Genomic DNA, 15,735 nt, shown 5'->3' with positions numbered 1-15,735 from the left:
CCCCCCCCCCCCCCCCCCCCCCCCCCCCCCCCCCCCCCCCCCCCCCCCCCCAACCCCCCCCCCCCCCCCCCCCCCCCCCCCCCCCCCCCCCCCCCCCCCACCCCCCCCCCCCCCCCCCCCCGCAGCCGTAGCGTCGCCGAGGTGAAGCTGCCGTTCGTACCGGGGCCGTCGGACGTGATCTCCGCGGTGGAGGGGTTGCGCGACGGCGTCTCCGAGGCGCTGGCGCTGGTGCCGCGGGTGGCCGCGGTCGTCACCCGGGTGGAGTCGCTCCTGGATCGCGTGGAGACCGTGGTGGGCCGCGTCGAGGGCGCCGCCGGCTGCGCCGAGGACCTGCTGGGCGCCGTGGGTCGGACCCAGCGCAAGGCGGACGAGGCGATCGAGGGGGTGGGCCGCACCCAGCAGAAGGCCGACGAGGCGATCGAGGGGGTGGGCCGCACCCAGCAGAAGGCCGACGAGGCGATCGAGGGGGTGGGCCGCACCCAGCAGAAGGCCGACGCCGCCATCGCCGCCGTCGGACAGACCCAACAGAAAGCCGACGCCGCCATCGCCGCCGTCGGACAGACCCAACAGAAAGCCGACGCCGCCATCGCCGCCGTCGGGGATACCCAGCGCAAGGCAGACGAGGCGATCGCCGCCGTCGGACAGACCCAACAGAAAGCCGACGCCGCCATCGCCGCCGTCGGACAGACCCAACAGAAAGCCGACGCCGCCATCGCCGCCGTCGGACAGACCCAACAGAAGGCAGACGACGCCATCGCCGCCGTCGGACAGACCCAGCAGAGGGCCGACGACGCCATCGCGGCGGTGGGCGGCACCATCGCCCGCGCCGAGGGGGCGGTCGGCTCGGCGGAGGGGCTGCTGGGCCGCGTCGACCCGATGGTCGACGTCTTCGAGGGGCCGCTGCTGGCCCTGGCCCCGGCGGTGCGCCGGCTGGCCGCGAGCGTCGAGCCGGACGAGGTCGAGGCGGTGGTCGCGTTCATCGACCGGCTGCCGCAGCTGATGACGCACCTGGACGAGGACGTGCTGCCGGTGGTGGCCTCCATGGGCAACGTGGCCACCGACGTGCACGACCTGCTCGACACCATGCAGGACCTGCGGCACGTGGTGAAGGGCTTCCCCGGCTCGCGGCTGTTCCGGCGGCGGGGGGCGGAGGAGATCGCCGAGGACGAGGAGCGCGCCGCCGCGGACGGCGGTCAGGAACCGGAGCGCGCCGGCTCCTGACCGCCGGCGGCTCAGGTCTCGGTCGGGTAGCCGAGCGCGCGGACGACGTCCCCGATGCGCTCGTAGGTCTCCCCCTCGGGCAGCCGGCCCAGCTCCTCGACGACGGCGTCGGGGGCGCGGTGGTCCAGCGCGGCCTCGACGAGGGCGGGGCCGTCGGCGGGGAAGTCGGCCCGGTCGAGCCAGCGGGCCAGCTCCGCCCGGCGGACGACGGCGTCGGCGTCCATGCCGACGGGGGTGCCGCCGACCAGGCTGCCGGCCGGGTCGGCGTCGATGTCGGGCTCGCCCTCGGCCACGGGCTCGACCTCACGCCACTCCTCGGCGCGGGTCGCCCGCTCGCCCTTGAGCATGCCCTGGATCTCGTGCTCCATCTCCTCGTCGAGCCGAGGGTTGTGCTTGGTGCTGCGCGCCGACACGCCGGCGAACTGGTCTCCGGTCTCGCTCACGATGGCTCTCCTCCTGGTCCGTTCGTCACTTCTCGTGCAGGGCGCCGGGCTTGTGCACCGCCGTCTTGCCGCTCTTGTCGCTCTCCACCTCGTACTGCGGCTCGTCCGGACTGGCCTTGACCTTCCGGCCGGACGCCTCCGTCTCCTCGGTGATCTCGCGCGTGACGGTGCCCTCGGCCTGGCTGCCGTGGCTGTTCCACGTGACGTGGTCGCCCTTGCTGAACTCGTCTGCCATGTCCGGCCTCCTGGCCCTCCGACGCTGTCCCCCTGCCCCTGCCCCCGGGGCGGTTCCGACACACATCACCCGATCGGAACGGCGCGTCACCCGTGCGGGCACTACCCAACGGTCTCAAGTCACGTAGCGTTGCCGCAGACGGGAAGCGCTACGACATCGCCCCTGGTGGACGCCGGTGCCGCAGCTACCCACGGTCACGTGGTCCCGTCCTCGATCGCCGGCCCGGTCGACTCCATTCCCCCGGGGTCGGCCGGGTCGGCCCGTTCTAGGCTCGGTGTCCGTGACTGCTGCCGACGCCACCCGCCCGGTCGACGTCCTGACCGTCGTCTCGGTCACCGACGCCACCCCCTCGGTGCGCCGGGTGCTGCTGTCGGGGACCCCGGCCGCGGTGGCGGCCGCCGGGCCCACGATCTCGCTGCTGGTCCCCCGGGTCGGTGACCCGGCCCCGCACTGGCCGGCGGTGGCCCGTGACGGCCGGATCGTCTGGCCGCAGGGTTCGCACGGGGTGCACCTGCGCAGCTACACCGCCCGCCGGCAGGACCCCGACCGGGGCCTGGTGGAGGTCGACTTCGTGCTGCACGGCGACGGCCCCGCCGCCGCGTGGGCCGCGGCGGCGGCCCCGGGTGCGCCGATCGCGGTCGCCGGTGGTGGGCCTCTCGGCGAACGCGCCGCCGCCTGGCTGCTGGTGGCCGGCGACGAGACGGCGCTGCCCGCGATGACGCGCATCCTGGCCGCGGCCGCGCCGGACACGCGGGGGGTGGCGCTGGTCGAGGTGGCCGACGCCACGGAGGAGCAGCCGCTGCCCGCGCCGGACGGCGTCGCGGTGCGCTGGCTGCACCGCGACGGCACCGCCCCGGGCGAGAGCCCGCTGCTCGCCGACGCCGTCGCGGCGCTGGACCGGCCGGAGGGCGAGGACGTCTTCGCCTGGGTGGCCGCCGAGTCCGCCGCCGTCCGCACCATCCGCGCCGACCTGCGCAGCCGCTGGGGTCTGGGCCGGGCACAGCACCACGCGATCGGCTACTGGCGGCGGGGCCGCGCCATGTCCCCCACCGGCTGACCTCGTACAGACTTCTCACAGGTCGTGCCCAGGGGTGGCCCAGCCGCCGGTCGCAGGCTGGGACCATGACGACGGCTGCGCGTTCGACGGGAGGTGCTGTGAGCGGCACCGGCAGGAGCTCGGCACCGGAGGCCCGCCTCCTCGTGGTGGACGACGAACCCAACATCCGGGAGCTGCTCTCGGCCAGCCTGCGCTACGCCGGGTTCGAGGTGGCCACCGCCGCCGACGGGCAGCAGGCCCTGGCGATGGCGGCGAACTTCCGCCCCGACCTGCTCGTCCTGGACGTGATGATGCCGGGGCTGGACGGCTTCGGCGTCGTCCGCCGGCTGCGTGAGAGCGGACGGCACACCCCCGTGCTGTTCCTCACCGCCCGCGACGCCGCCGAGGACAAGGTCTCCGGCCTCACCCTCGGTGGCGACGACTACGTGACCAAGCCGTTCAGCCTCGACGAGGTGCTGGCCCGCATCCGGGCGGTGCTGCGGCGCAGCAACGGCCCGCAGCGCCCCGCCGAGTCGCCGCGGCTGTCCTTCGCCGACATCGAGCTCGACGAGGAGTCGCACGAGGTGGTCAAGGCCGGCCAGCTGGTCAGCCTCTCGCCGACGGAGTTCAAGCTGCTGCGCTACCTGATGGCCAACGCCGGGCGGGTGCTGTCGAAGGCGCAGATCCTCGACCACGTGTGGAACTACGACTTCAACGGCGAGGCCAACGTCGTGGAGTCCTACATCTCCTACCTGCGGCGCAAGGTCGACACCACCGAGCCGCGCCTGCTGCACACCATCCGCGGCGTGGGCTACACGCTGCGGCTCCCCCGCGGGACGTGAACCGACCGTCCCCAGCTCCTGGCCGGGCGGGCCCGCGCGTCCCGCTGCGGATCACGCTGGTCGCCCTGCTCGTCGCCCTGGTGACGGTCGGTCTCGCCGCGACCGGGTTCGCGGCCACCTCCCTGCTGCGCGGGTACCTGCAGGGCCAGCAGGACGAGCAGCTGGCGGCAGCCGTGCGCGGCTTCGACCGCACCAACGGGTTCCGGGAGGCCTGCGCCGCGGGGCTGGACCGCCCCTACCCCGGCAACTACTACGTCGCCTGCCTCGCACCGGGCGCGGACGAGCTGACGGTGGTCTTCTTCCCGGCGCACCCCGCGGGGGGCCTGCCGCGCCTGGACGGCCACAAGGCCGAGGAGCTGCTGGAGGGCGACGGGCGCGGGCTCACCCTGCGCGCCGAGGACGGCAGCACCTGGCGCATGGCCAGCGCCGTCATCTCCGGCGGCTACACCGTCATCGTCGGCACCGACCTGGAACGCGACGAGCAGGTCATCGGCCAGCTGGTGCGCATCGAGCTGGTCGTCGGGCTGGTCGTGCTGGTGTTCCTCGGGGTCACCGGCTACGTCGTCGTCCGCAACAGCCTGCGGCCGCTGGCCGAGGTGGAGCGCACCGCGCGGGCGATCGCCGCCGGCGACCTGTCCCAGCGGGTGCCCGAGGGTGACCAGCGCACCGAGGTCGGCCGGCTCACCACCGCCCTCAACGGCATGCTCGGCCGCATCGAGAGCGCCTTCCGCGCCCAGCAGGCCTCCGAGGAGCAGGCCCGCGCCTCCGAGAGCCGGATGCGCCGCTTCGTGGCCGACGCCAGTCACGAGCTGCGCACCCCGCTGACGTCCATCCGCGGCTTCGCCGAGCTCTACCGGCAGGGCGCGGTCCGCGACCCGGAGGAGACCGGGCGGCTGATGCAGCGGATCGAGTCCGAGGGGGCCCGCATGGGCGTGCTCGTCGAGGACCTGCTGCAGCTGGCGCGCCTGGACCAGCAGCGGCCGCTCACGATCACCCCCGTCGACCTGGGCGAGCTCGCCGGTGACGCCGTCCACGACGCCCGCGCCGTCCAGCCGGACCGGCCGATCACCCTGCACCTGGACCCCTCGCTCAGCGAGCTCCCGGTGGTCCTGGGCGACGAGGCCCGGCTGCGCCAGGTCGTGGGCAACCTGGTGACCAACGCCCTGGTGCACACGCCGCCCGCCACCCCGGTCACCGTGGGCATCTCCGACGAGCCGGCCGCCGGCGACGTGACCGGCGACGGGGAGGACGGCGGGGTCGTCGTCCTGCGGGTCGCCGACGAGGGGCCGGGGATGGCGCCGGAGGACGCCGAACGCGTCTTCGAGCGCTTCTACCGGGCCGATCCGTCGCGCACCCGCGCCCAGGGCGGCACCGGTCTCGGCCTGGCGATCGTCTCCGCGCTGGTCGCCGCCCACGGCGGGACGGTGCACCTGGAGACCGCGCCGGGCCGCGGAGCGGCGTTCACCGTGCGGCTGCCCCGCTCGGGGCCGGCCGCCGGCAACGGGGCGGGCGCCCCGGCCGCGGACGACGGCGTCGGCGGCCCGGCCGCGGACGACGGGGCGGGGGCCTGAGCCGGGGAGGCGGCGGTTACGGTCCGACCGTGGACTCCGACGACGGCGCGCGGCCCTACGACCCGGACCTGATGGCCGCGGTGACCGAGCTCGGCGCCGCCCTCCGCGAGCTGGTCGACGCCTCGGTGCGCACCACGGTGCCCGCCACCGAGCTGCGCGCCGCCGCGGCCGAGGCCCGGGCGGCCACCGCCCGGCTCGCGGCCGCCCGGCGGCCCCCGACACAGCTGCCCTCCCTCGACGACCCGCTGGTGTTCCGTCGCGTCTACAACCCGGTCAGCGGTGTCGGCAGCGCGATCGCCCCGCCGCTGTCGATCCGGCGGACCGACGAGGGCGTCGTCGCGGAGGCGACCCTCGGCATGGCCTACGAGGGGCCGCCCGGGTACGTGCACGGCGGGGTGAGCAGCCTGCTCATGGACCAGCTGCTCGGCTCGGCCGCGATCGCCGCCGGTCTGTGGGGCATGACGGTCCGCCTGGAGCTGGACTACCGGGGCCCGGTGCCGCTGTCCACGCCGCTGCTGCTGCGCGCCCGGGTCACCGAGGCGGCCGGCCGCAAGTGCGTCGTCGCCGGCACCATCGCGACCGCCGCGGCCCCCGAGCGCACCCTCGTGGCGGCGCGCGGGGTCTTCGTCATGCCGCGCGAGGAGCTGCACGCGGCCTACTTCGGAGCCATCACCGACGCCTCCGGCCGGCACGCCCCGCCCGGCCGGCCCACGGACGCCACCGCGCTGGCGGACCGGGCGTGACCGACGTCGAGGTCGCCGCGGAGGCCGCCGGCGCGGCCGCCGCCGCGCTGCTGCAGCTGCGGGCCGACGGTCGGCGCACCGGCCGGGCGCTGGGGGACGCCGGGGACGCCGCGGCGCAGGCGGCGATCAGCGGTCTGCTGGCCGCGCGCCGTCCGGACGACGCCGTGTTCAGCGAGGAGGCGCTCGACGACCCGGCCCGGCTGACCGCGGACCGGGTGTGGATCGTCGACCCGCTCGACGGCACCCGCGAGTACGGCGAGGACCGGCCGGACTGGGCGGTGCACGTGGCGCTGTGGGCCGGTGGGGACCTCACGGCGGCCGCGGTGGCCCTGCCCGCGCACGGGGAGGTGCTGGTGACCGACCCGCCGCCGGTCGTGCCGGCGTCCGGCGGGGGGCGGCTGCGGATCGCGGTGAGCCGCACCCGCCCGCCCGCGGTGGCCGGCGCCGCCGCGGCCGCGCTCGACGCCGAGCTGGTGCCCATGGGTTCGGCCGGCTACAAGGTCACCGCCGTCGTCCGCGGCGAGGTCGACGCCTACGTGCACGCCGGCGGGATGTACCAGTGGGACTCCGCCGCCCCGGTCGCCGTCGCGCTCGCCGCCGGGCTGACCGCCGTCCGGATCGACGGGTCGCCGCTGCGCTACAACGGGGCCGACCCCTCGCTGCCGGACCTGGTGGTCTGCCGTCCGGAGGTGGCCGACCGGCTGCTGGCGGCGGTCGCGACGGCGGGGTGAGTCCGGGGTCACTGCCGCGCCCGCAGGGCGATGGCGGACACTGGAGGGGAATCCCTCCCGGACCGGTGCGGTTGGTGCTGGTTCGAGCCCTGTCCCCGAACACCCGGAGCACTGGCACGTGAGCACACCCGACTACCGGCTCTCCCAGCTGGAGACGCTGGAGGCCGAGTCCATCCACGTGATCCGTGAGGTGGCCGCCGAGCTGGAGCGACCCGTACTGCTCTTCTCGGGCGGCAAGGACTCGATCGTGATGCTGGAGCTGGCCCGCAAGGCGTTCGCGCCGGCCCGCATCCCCTTCCCCGTCATGCACGTCGACACCGGGCTGAACTTCCCCGACGTGCTGGAGTTCCGCGACAAGCGGGTCGCCGAGCTCGGCGTCCAGCTGATCGTCGCCTCGGTGCCCGACGCGATCGCCAAGGGCCTGGTCAAGGAGGAGCCCAACGGCTCCCGCAACCGCATCCAGACCCCGGTGCTGCTCGACGCGGTCGAGGAGCACGGCTTCACCGCGCTGTTCGGCGGCGCCCGCCGCGACGAGGACAAGGCGCGGGCCAAGGAGCGGGTGTTCTCCTTCCGCGACGAGTTCGGCCAGTGGGACCCGAAGAACCAGCGCCCCGAGCTGTGGGACCTCTACAACGGACGCATCCACCTGGGCGAGTCGATCCGGGTGTTCCCGCTGTCGAACTGGACCGAGCTCGACATCTGGCAGTACATCCTCCGCGAGGACATCGCCATCCCGCCGCTGTACCTGGCCCAGGAGCGCGAGGTCGTCGAGCGGCAGGGGATGCTCTACGCCGTCAACGAGTTCATCCGCCCCCGGGACGACGAGCAGCCGTTCTCGGCGATGGTCCGCTACCGCACCGTGGGCGACGCGAACCTGACCGCCGCGGTCCGCTCGGAGGCGACCACGGTCGAGGAGGTCATCGCCGAGATCGCGGTGACCCGGATGACCGAGCGGGGCGCGACCCGCGGCGACGACAAGGTCAGCGACGCCGCCATGGAGGACCGGAAGAAGGAGGGCTACTTCTGATGGCCTCGAACACAGAGACGAACACCGCCGCCCAGCCCGGCATCCACCCCGGCACCGCCGCCCACCCCGGCACCGCCGTCCCCCTCGACGCCGACGGCGCCGTCGACCTGCACTCGGCCGTCGCCGAGCACGCCGTCGAGCTGGCCACCGCGCGCAAGGACATCCTGCGCATCGCCACCGCCGGGTCGGTGGACGACGGCAAGAGCACGCTGATCGGCCGGTTGCTGTACGACAGCAAGGCGATCTTCGAGGACCAGTACGAGGCGGTCGCCCGCGCCAGCAAGGGGGACTACGTCGACCTGGCCCTGCTCACCGACGGTCTGCGGGCCGAGCGCGAGCAGGGCATCACCATCGACGTCGCCTACCGGTACTTCTCCACGCCGCGCCGCACGTTCATCCTGGCCGACACCCCCGGGCACGTGCAGTACACGCGGAACATGGTCACCGGCGCCTCCACCGCCGACCTCGCGATCGTGCTGGTCGACGCCCGCAAGGGCATGGTCGAGCAGAGCCGCCGGCACGCGTTCCTCGCCTCCCTGCTGCGGGTGCCGCACCTCGTCGTCGCGGTGAACAAGATGGACCTCGTCGACTGGTCGGAGGAGGTCTTCGAGGGCATCCGCGACGAGTTCAGCGCGTTCGCCGCGAAGCTCGCCGTCCCGGACCTCACGGTCATCCCGATCTCCGCGCTGCACGGCGACAACGTCGTCACGCACTCGCCGAACACCCCCTGGTACGAGGGCGCGACGCTGATCCACCACCTCGAGCACGTGCACGTGGCCAGCGACCGCAACCTCACCGACGCCCGGTTCCCGGTGCAGTACGTGGTCCGCCCGCAGTCCGACGCCTTCCACGACTACCGGGGCTACGCCGGCACCGTGGCCAGCGGCGTCCTGCGCGCCGGCGACGAGGTGCAGGTGCTGCCCAGCGGGCTGACGACGACGATCGCCGGCATCGACGGCCCCCGCGGCCCGGTGGAGGAGGCGTTCCCCCCGATGTCGGTGACCGTCCGGCTGGCCGACGACCTCGACGTCTCCCGCGGCGACCTCATCTGCCGGCCGGAGAACGCACCGACCGCCACCCAGGACCTCGACGCGCTGGTGTGCTGGATGGCCGACGAGCCGCTGCGCCCGCGCCAGCGGATCGCGGTCAAGCACACCACCCGCACGGTGCGGGCGATGGTCAAGGACCTCGCCTACCGGCTCGACGTCAACACGTTGCACCGCGACCTCGAGGCGACCGAGCTGGGGCTCAACGACATCGGGCGGGTGCGGCTGCGGGCCACCCAGCCGCTGTTCGTCGACGACTACACCCGCAACCGGGCGACCGGCCGGTTCATCTTGGTCGACGAGGCCACCAACGCCACCGTCGGCGCCGGGATGCTCACCCCCGCCGGCTGAGCGGCTCCGCACTGCCGGTGCCCCTCGTGCTCCGCTGGTCCTGCCGGGCCCGCAGAGTGCGAGGGACACCCGTGCAGTGGCGTCCCCGCCGCCCGCACCCCTCGCACACGCAGGACGCCCCCGGGAGCCGTCGGGCTCCCGGGGGCGTCCTGCGTGGATGCGGTGCCTCAGGCGGCCGCTGCCGCTCCCCCGGCCGCCTTCTCCAGCGCCCGGCGGGTGAGCAGCCGCGCGAGGTGGCGGCGGTACTCCTGGTCGGCGTGCATGTCCGCGCCCGGGCTGGTGCCCTCGTCGGCCAGCGCCGCGGCCTCGGCGATCGACGCGCCGCGGGCCAGCGCCTCCTCGGTCGCCGTGGCGCGCACGACCGTCCCGGCCATGTTGGCCAGCGCCACCCGGCCGTCCACCGCGGCGGCGGCGACGATCGGCCAGTCGTTGGCCCGCCGGGTGAACTTCTCGTAGGCCCAGCCGGCCGACCCGGTGCGCGGCACCCGGATCTCGACGATGAGCTCGTCGGGCGACAGCGCCGTCTCGAAGAAGCCCAGCCAGAACTCGGTCAGGGGGATGCTGCGCCGGCCGTTCGGCCCCTGCACGACCACGGTGCCGCCCAGCGCCAGCAACGCCGTCGGCAGGTCGGAGGCGGGGTCGCTGTGCGCCACCGTGCCGCCGATCGTGCCGCGGTGCCGGACCTGCGGGTCACCGACCTGGCTGGCGGTGTAGGGCAGGATCGGCACCTCGGCCTGGGCGACCGCGTCCTTCTCCAGCTCGTGGTGCCGGGTGCCCGCCCCGATCGCCACCTCGTCGCCGTCGACCCGCACGTAGGACAGCCCGGGGATCCGGCTGATGTCGACGACCACCTCCGGCATGGCCAGCCGGAGCTTCATGATCGGCAGCAGCGAGTGGCCGCCGGCCATGACCTTGGCGTCGTCCCCGTGCTCGACGAGGGCGGCGATGGCCTCCTCCACCGACGACGGGCGGACCAGCTCGAACGCCCCGGGGATCATCGGGCGACCTCCTGCGACTGTGGCACCTGACCGGCCGCGGGGCCGGCCTTGGCGGCGGCCTGCACCGCCCGGACGATGTTGTGGTAGCCGGTGCAGCGGCAGAGGTTGCCCTCCAGCCCCTCCCGGACCTCCCGGTCGGTGGGCTCGGGGTTGTCGGCCAGGACGCCGATGGCGGCCATGACCATGCCCGGGGTGCAGAAGCCGCACTGCAGGCCGTGCTCCTCGCGGAACGCCTTCTGCATCGGGTGCAGCTCGCCGTCCGGGCCGGCCAGGCCCTCCAGCGTGGTCACCTGCGAGCCGTCGGCCTGGGCGGCGAGGACGGTGCACGACTTCACGGTGAGGCCGTCGACGACCACGGTGCACGCGCCGCACGAGGTGGTGTCGCAGCCGATGTTCGTGGCCTTGAGCCCGCACACCTCGCGCAGGTAGTGGGCCAGCAGCAGGCGGGGCTCCACCTCGTCGGTGCGCTGCTGACCGTTGACGGTCAGGGAGACCTTCATCAGTTCGTGCCCTCCTGCTGAGCCTGCTGGATGGCCCGCCACACCTTCATGGGCGTGGTGGGCATGTCGATGTGCCGGACGCCGAGGTGTGCGACGGCGTCGATGACGGCGTTGTGGACGGCGGGCGTGGAGCCGATCGTGCCCGCCTCACCGATGCCCTTGGCGCCCAGCGGGTTGATGGGCGTGGGCGTGGCCATGTCGACCAGCTCGAAGCTCGGCAGCTCGGTCGCCGAGACGAACGGGTAGTCGGCCAGCGTGGCGGTCTGCGGGTTGCCGTCGGCGTCGTAGAGGACCTCCTCCAGCAGCGCCTGCGCCACCCCCTGGGCGAAGCCGCCGTGCCGCTGCCCCTCGGCGAGCAGCGGGTTGACGATGATGCCGGCGTCGTCGACGGCCACCAGCCGCTGCAGCTCGGCCTTGCCCGACTCGGTGTCGACCTCGACGACCGCGACGTGCGCCCCGAAGGGGAACGTCGGGGCCGCGGCCTCGAACCGGGTCTGCACGACCAGCGGCTCCTTCTCCGCGAGCTGGGCGAAGGTGATCCCGGCGCCCGGGGTGCCGCGCACGCTGAGCCCGGCCGAGGTGAGGTCGACCTCGAGGTCGGCCGGGTCGGCCTCCAGCTGCTCGGCCGCCCGCTGCCGGGCCAGCTCGATCAGCTCGGTGGCCGCCTGGTGCACCGCGGCGCCGCCCTGCTGGAGGCTGCGGGAGCCCATGGTGCCGCCGCCGCGCGGGATCCGGTCGGTGTCGCCGTGCAGGACGGTGATCTTCTCGACCGGGATGCCGAGCTGGTCGCTGGCCAGCATCGCCCACGCGGTGGCGTGGCCCTGGCCGTGCGGCGAGGTGCCGGTGAGGACGGTCGCCGTCCCGTCGGGGTGCACCTCGAGCTCGGCGGACTCCGCCGCGCCCAGCCCGGTGTCGGCGCCGGTGATCTCCACGTAGGTGGACAGGCCGATGCCCAGCTGCCGCACGTCCCCGGCCTCGCGGCGGCGGGCCTGCTCGGCGCGCAGCTCCTGGTAGCCGGCCGCCTCCAGCGCCTTGTCCAGCGCCGCGACGTACTCGCCGGAGTCGTAGGTGGCCCCCGAGGGGGTGGTGTGCGGCTCGGAGAAGGACGGGACGAGGTTCTTCCGGCGCACCTCCGCCGGGTCCATGCCGATCTCGGCGGCGAACATGTCCATGGCCCGCTCGACGGCGGCGGTGGCCTCGGGGCGGCCGGCACCGCGGTAGGCCCCGATGGAGGTGGCGTTGTTGACCAGCGCCCGCGCGGAGGCGTGCACCTTCGGGAAGGCGTAGGTCGCCGCGGCCATCAGCATGGTGAGGGTCGGCAGGATGATGCCGACCCGCGGGTAGGCGCCGGCCTCCTGGTCGACGTGGATGGCGTAGGCCTCGACGGTGCCGTCGCGGCGGCCGCCGATGGTGACCACCTGGTCCTGCGCGCGGCCGTGCAGCATGCCGAGCAGGTTCTCCGAGCGGTTCTCGGTCCAGCGGACCGGCCGGCCGGCCTTGCGCGCCAGCCAGGCGACGAACGCGTACTCGGGGTCGGCGCCGATCTTCGCGCCGAAGCCGCCGCCGACGTCCGGGGTGATCAGGTGGACGTTGGCGGGGTCCTCGCCGAGCCAGCCGGCGATCTCGCCCTTGGCCTGCTGCGCGCCCTGGTTGGTGCACCAGATCGTGACCCGGCCGTCCTCGCCCCAGGCCGCGGCGGCGGCGCGGGTCTCCAGCGGCACGGGGGCCACGCGCTGGTTCTTGACCGCCTGCCGGACGACGACCTCGCACCCGGCGAAGAAGTCCTCCGGCGGCGGGCCGCCGAAGACGGCCGCGACGTTGGTGCCGGCCTCCTCGAAGAGGAGCACGTCGTCCTTGGCCGCGTCGGCGGTGGAGACGACGGCCGGCAGGGGGTCGATGTCGACCGAGACCAGCTCCGCTGCGTCCTCGCCCTGGTAGCGGTCCTCGGTGAGGACGACGGCGACGATGTCGCCCACGAACCGGACCTTGTCGGTGGCCAGCCACGGGCGCTGCATGGCCGGCGGCACCATCGGCAGGCCGGCCGGGAGCGGGGCGAGGTCCGCGCAGTCCTCGGCCGTGTACACGGCGACGACCCCGGGCGCCTCGCGGGCGGCGGAGGCGTCGACCGAGAGCACCCGGCCGTGGGCGATCTGCGAGCGGACGAATGTTGCGTGCAGCGCACCGGTGAGCCGGTCGTCGACCAGGTCGTCGGTGTAGGTCGCACCACGCGTGAGGAACAGCGGGTCCTCCGTGCGGACCACGCGGGTACCGAGGATGCTCATGCGCTCACTTTCCGTCGGGCGAGAGACCGCGGTCACTATCTCTGGCCAGGCCGTTCTTCGCCAACCCCCTCCCGTCCTGCGGAACCACCGGAGGGCCCGGGCGCGGGGACCCGCGGTCAGGCCAGGGTCACCGGCAGGTGCTCGAAGCCCCGGAGGGTCTGCAGGTCCCGGCGGACCGGCCGCCCGGCCACGCGCAGGTGGGGGAAGCGCTCGGTGAGGGCCTGCAGCGCCACGGCGCCCTCCAGGCGGGCGAGGCCCGCGCCGACGCAGTAGTGGATGCCCGCGGAGAAGGCCAGGTGCTCGCGCGCGTCGGACCGGGTCACGTCGAAGCGGCCGGGGTCGGCGAACACCTCCGGGTCGCGGTTGGCGGCCCCCAGCAGGACGACGACGCGGGTGCCGGCGCGCAGGTCGGTGCCGGCGAGGGTGGTGTCCTCGCGGACCATCCGGCCGGTGATCTGCACGGGGCTGTCGTGGCGGAGCACCTCCTCCACCGCGTCGGGCCAGCCCGACGGGTCGGCGCGCAGGGCGTCCCACTGGTCGCGGTGGGCGTCGAGCAGGACGACGGCGTTGCCCAGCAGGTTCACCGTCGTCTCGAAGCCCGCCCCCAGCAGCAGCATCACGGTGGCGTGCAGCTCGCGGTCGGTGAGCGCGCCGTCGTCCGCGGCCGCGACGAGCCGGCTGACGAGGTCCTCGCCGGGCTCGCGGCGCAGCCTGGTGAAGTGACCGGCCAGGAACGCGTGCAGGTCCCGCAGGGCGCGGTCGGCGGCGACGAAGCGGCGGAAGGGCAGGCCGGGGTCGAGCGTGGCCGCCGCGGCCGCACCCCAGTGCAGGAAGTCCTCCTGCCGGTCGGTGGGCACCCCGAGCAGGTCGGCGATGACCAGCACGGGCAGCGGGGCGGCGTAGGCGGCGACCAGGTCGACGGTCTCGCCGCGCGCGGCCGGGCCCTCCAGCCGGTCGAGGAGGTCCGCGGCGATCCGCCGGACCAGCGGTTCGGCGTCCGCCGTCGCGCGCGGGGTGAACGAGCGGCTCACCAGCCGGCGGTAGCGGGTGTGGTCGGGCGGGTCCACCACGAGCATCGAGGGCGGCTCGGCGACGCCGGTGGCGGCCGGGTCGTCGCCGAAGGCGAGGGCCCAGCGCACCGGGCGGGGTGCGGCGGACCAGTCGAACCCGACGCCGAAACGGTCGGAGCGCAGCAGCGCCGACGCCGCGGCGTGCGAGGTGGTGACCGGCCCGAGGGCGCTCGGCACCCACGGGCCGCGGGCGCGCAGCTGCTCGTACAGCTCGTACGGCTCGGCCCGCAGGGCGGGGTCGCGCAGCAGCCGCGCGACGAGGTCGCCGCGCCGGACGGCGCGGGTCAGGTAGGCCGCCGGCATCCCGTGCCGCACGGCCCAGCGGGCGACGGTCCGGGCCGGCCCGGGTGCGGTGGACGGACGTGTCCGCCACACCCGGGACCCGGCGGGGGAACCCACCCCCGCCCCGCGCTCAGCTGGTGGGGTCCGGCGCCGCGGACGGGTCGCCGTCCCAGTCCTTGCCCGCCACGTCGGCGTGCTCGGAGGCGCTGTCGGTCTGCTCGGCGACGGTGCGGACCATCTCCTCGTCGGACAGGCCCTCGCCGGCGCTCTCGGTGCGGCCGGTCGGCTCGCTCATGGCATCTCCTCTGGCTCGTTCGGTGCCCTGGGGCTCCCCGCCAGCCGTCGAGGGCAAACCACCGCGGTTCAGGACCCCGGCGGCACCAGCTCGAACCACACCCGCTTCCCGTCGCCGTGGGGCTCGACGCCCCATCGGTCGGCGATGCCGGCCACCATGCGCATGCCGCGTCCGCGGGCGCCGGCGACGTCCAGCTCGCGCACGAGGGGCTGCACCGCCGAGCCGTCCACCACCGCGATGCGCAGCCACCGGTCGGACAGGGTGACCTCCAGGGCGAACGACGCCTCTCCGCCGACGTGGTCGACGACGTTGGTCACCACCTCGGTCGTCAGGAGCGCGGCGTCCTCCACGTCGTGCGGGGCGCCCCAGGCGGGGAGCAGGTCCTGCACGACACGGCGGGCCACCCGCACGCTGGACGGCACGGGGGTCAGGTCGATGACGGCGCTGAGCGTGGACATCCGGCCTCCTCCTGGACGCGAGCAGACCGTGTCCGTTGCGCGTCATCTGGTTGCCTGCAACGAAACCATCTCGACCGCCCCGAGGCAACGACCCTTGCGCCGCAGGGGCTGTTGCGTGTCACGGGACTTGCGCGCAACACCGGTTCAGTCCGGTAGTGTGCAATCCGGTTGTCGTCCATGGAGTGCCGCTGCGGTGGCAGGGGGAGGCGTCGTGGACGTCGAGCAGCACACAGCGCAGGCACCGGACGTCGCTGCGGAGGCGCTGGCCGACCTGCTCACCGTGCTGGACACCTGCCTGATCGAGCTCACCGACGCCAGGGAGCGCGCCGGACGACTGCTCGACGAGCGGCGTTCCGGCCGGGCGTGGCTGGACATCGTCACCGCGGAGCGGCGCCCCCTGGTGGTGGAGCAGATCAGCAGCGTGATGGCGTCCCTGGCCACCGCCGGCGGCGCCTGGCGGCGGGAGCAGGCGCACGCCCTGCAGTCCGAGCAGGTCAGCATCAACCGGATCGCCACCCTCTTCGGCGTCACCCGCCAGCGCATCTCGGCCCTGCTGCGCGACCGCGCCGAGGCCGTCCGCGCCCAGGCGTGAGCAGGGACGGCG

The 15,735-nt window shown here is 74.8% G+C and carries 17 protein-coding genes; 9 read left to right on the top strand and 8 right to left on the bottom strand.

The features are described from left to right. Window positions 1-141 precede the first annotated feature (141 nt). Window positions 142-1,221 (top strand): hypothetical protein, encoded by a 1,080-nt coding sequence (locus ACI79E_RS18135; protein WP_456933958.1) that lies wholly within the window; start codon window positions 142-144, stop codon window positions 1,219-1,221. A gap of 11 nt (window positions 1,222-1,232) precedes the next feature. On the opposite strand, the gene ACI79E_RS18130 is transcribed toward ACI79E_RS18135, so the two are convergent. Next, window positions 1,233-1,664, bottom strand: a complete 432-nt coding sequence (locus ACI79E_RS18130) for a DUF2795 domain-containing protein (RefSeq protein WP_456933957.1) — start codon at window positions 1,662-1,664, stop codon at window positions 1,233-1,235. 25 nt (window positions 1,665-1,689) lie between these two features. Further along, the gene (locus ACI79E_RS18125) at window positions 1,690-1,899 is read right to left on the bottom strand and encodes a DUF2945 domain-containing protein (protein ID WP_456933956.1); all 210 of its coding nucleotides are present in this window, start codon (window positions 1,897-1,899) and stop codon (window positions 1,690-1,692) included. Between the two features lie 280 nt (window positions 1,900-2,179). Between ACI79E_RS18125 and ACI79E_RS18120 the strand changes: the two genes are divergently transcribed. From ACI79E_RS18120 to ACI79E_RS18090, 7 genes are all read left to right on the top strand, one after another. Then, window positions 2,180-2,956, top strand: coding sequence for a siderophore-interacting protein (locus ACI79E_RS18120; protein WP_456933955.1), 777 nt, complete (start codon window positions 2,180-2,182; stop codon window positions 2,954-2,956). Window positions 2,957-3,054: 98 nt separating this feature from the next. Next, complete coding sequence (locus ACI79E_RS18115) at window positions 3,055-3,777, top strand: response regulator transcription factor (protein ID WP_456933954.1); 723 nt, start codon at window positions 3,055-3,057, stop codon at window positions 3,775-3,777. Continuing rightward, complete coding sequence (locus ACI79E_RS18110) at window positions 3,774-5,348, top strand: sensor histidine kinase (protein ID WP_456933953.1); 1,575 nt, start codon at window positions 3,774-3,776, stop codon at window positions 5,346-5,348. The genes ACI79E_RS18115 and ACI79E_RS18110 overlap by 4 nt, the downstream gene beginning before the upstream one ends. 29 nt (window positions 5,349-5,377) lie before the next feature. Continuing rightward, window positions 5,378-6,091, top strand: a complete 714-nt coding sequence (locus ACI79E_RS18105; RefSeq protein ID WP_456933952.1) for a PaaI family thioesterase — start codon at window positions 5,378-5,380, stop codon at window positions 6,089-6,091. Next, on the top strand, window positions 6,088-6,822 hold the full coding sequence (locus ACI79E_RS18100; protein WP_456933951.1) for an inositol monophosphatase family protein: 735 nt from the start codon (window positions 6,088-6,090) through the stop codon (window positions 6,820-6,822). Before ACI79E_RS18105 ends, ACI79E_RS18100 begins: the two co-directional genes overlap by 4 nt. A gap of 118 nt (window positions 6,823-6,940) precedes the next feature. Next, a complete protein-coding gene (gene cysD, locus ACI79E_RS18095) occupies window positions 6,941-7,849 on the top strand; it encodes a sulfate adenylyltransferase subunit CysD (protein WP_456933950.1) in 909 nt (302 codons plus the stop codon). Continuing rightward, window positions 7,849-9,246, top strand: coding sequence for a sulfate adenylyltransferase subunit 1 (locus tag ACI79E_RS18090; RefSeq protein WP_456933949.1), 1,398 nt, complete (start codon window positions 7,849-7,851; stop codon window positions 9,244-9,246). The genes cysD and ACI79E_RS18090 overlap by 1 nt, the downstream gene beginning before the upstream one ends. A 167-nt stretch (window positions 9,247-9,413) precedes the next feature. Here ACI79E_RS18090 and ACI79E_RS18085 read toward each other — a convergent pair whose 3' ends face one another. From ACI79E_RS18085 to ACI79E_RS18060, 6 genes are all read right to left on the bottom strand, one after another. Further along, complete coding sequence (locus ACI79E_RS18085) at window positions 9,414-10,244, bottom strand: FAD binding domain-containing protein (RefSeq protein WP_456933948.1); 831 nt, start codon at window positions 10,242-10,244, stop codon at window positions 9,414-9,416. Next, the gene (locus ACI79E_RS18080; RefSeq protein WP_456933947.1) at window positions 10,241-10,744 is read right to left on the bottom strand and encodes a (2Fe-2S)-binding protein; all 504 of its coding nucleotides are present in this window, start codon (window positions 10,742-10,744) and stop codon (window positions 10,241-10,243) included. The genes ACI79E_RS18085 and ACI79E_RS18080 overlap by 4 nt, the downstream gene beginning before the upstream one ends. Then, window positions 10,744-13,026 carry a xanthine dehydrogenase family protein molybdopterin-binding subunit gene (locus ACI79E_RS18075; RefSeq protein WP_456933946.1) on the bottom strand — a complete coding sequence of 761 codons (2,283 nt, stop codon included), beginning with the start codon at window positions 13,024-13,026 and terminating at the stop codon, window positions 10,744-10,746. Before ACI79E_RS18075 ends, ACI79E_RS18080 begins: the two co-directional genes overlap by 1 nt. Before the next feature lie 116 nt (window positions 13,027-13,142). Then, window positions 13,143-14,411 carry a cytochrome P450 gene (locus tag ACI79E_RS18070; RefSeq protein WP_456933945.1) on the bottom strand — a complete coding sequence of 423 codons (1,269 nt, stop codon included), beginning with the start codon at window positions 14,409-14,411 and terminating at the stop codon, window positions 13,143-13,145. A gap of 97 nt (window positions 14,412-14,508) precedes the next feature. Further along, window positions 14,509-14,673, bottom strand: a complete 165-nt coding sequence (locus ACI79E_RS18065) for a hypothetical protein (protein WP_456933944.1) — start codon at window positions 14,671-14,673, stop codon at window positions 14,509-14,511. A 68-nt stretch (window positions 14,674-14,741) separates the two neighbouring features. Further along, complete coding sequence (locus ACI79E_RS18060) at window positions 14,742-15,131, bottom strand: ATP-binding protein (RefSeq protein ID WP_456933943.1); 390 nt, start codon at window positions 15,129-15,131, stop codon at window positions 14,742-14,744. A gap of 211 nt (window positions 15,132-15,342) precedes the next feature. Here ACI79E_RS18060 and ACI79E_RS18055 point away from each other — a divergent pair, with 211 nt between their 5' ends. Next, window positions 15,343-15,723: a hypothetical protein gene (locus ACI79E_RS18055; RefSeq protein WP_456933942.1), complete on the top strand. Its 381-nt coding sequence runs from the start codon at window positions 15,343-15,345 to the stop codon at window positions 15,721-15,723. The last annotated feature ends 12 nt before the right edge of the window (window positions 15,724-15,735 follow it).

Source organism: Geodermatophilus sp. SYSU D00079, assembly GCF_054050635.1.
The sequence above is the reverse complement of the archived record's forward strand: the minus strand, read 5'-3'. Positions and strand labels throughout refer to the sequence as shown.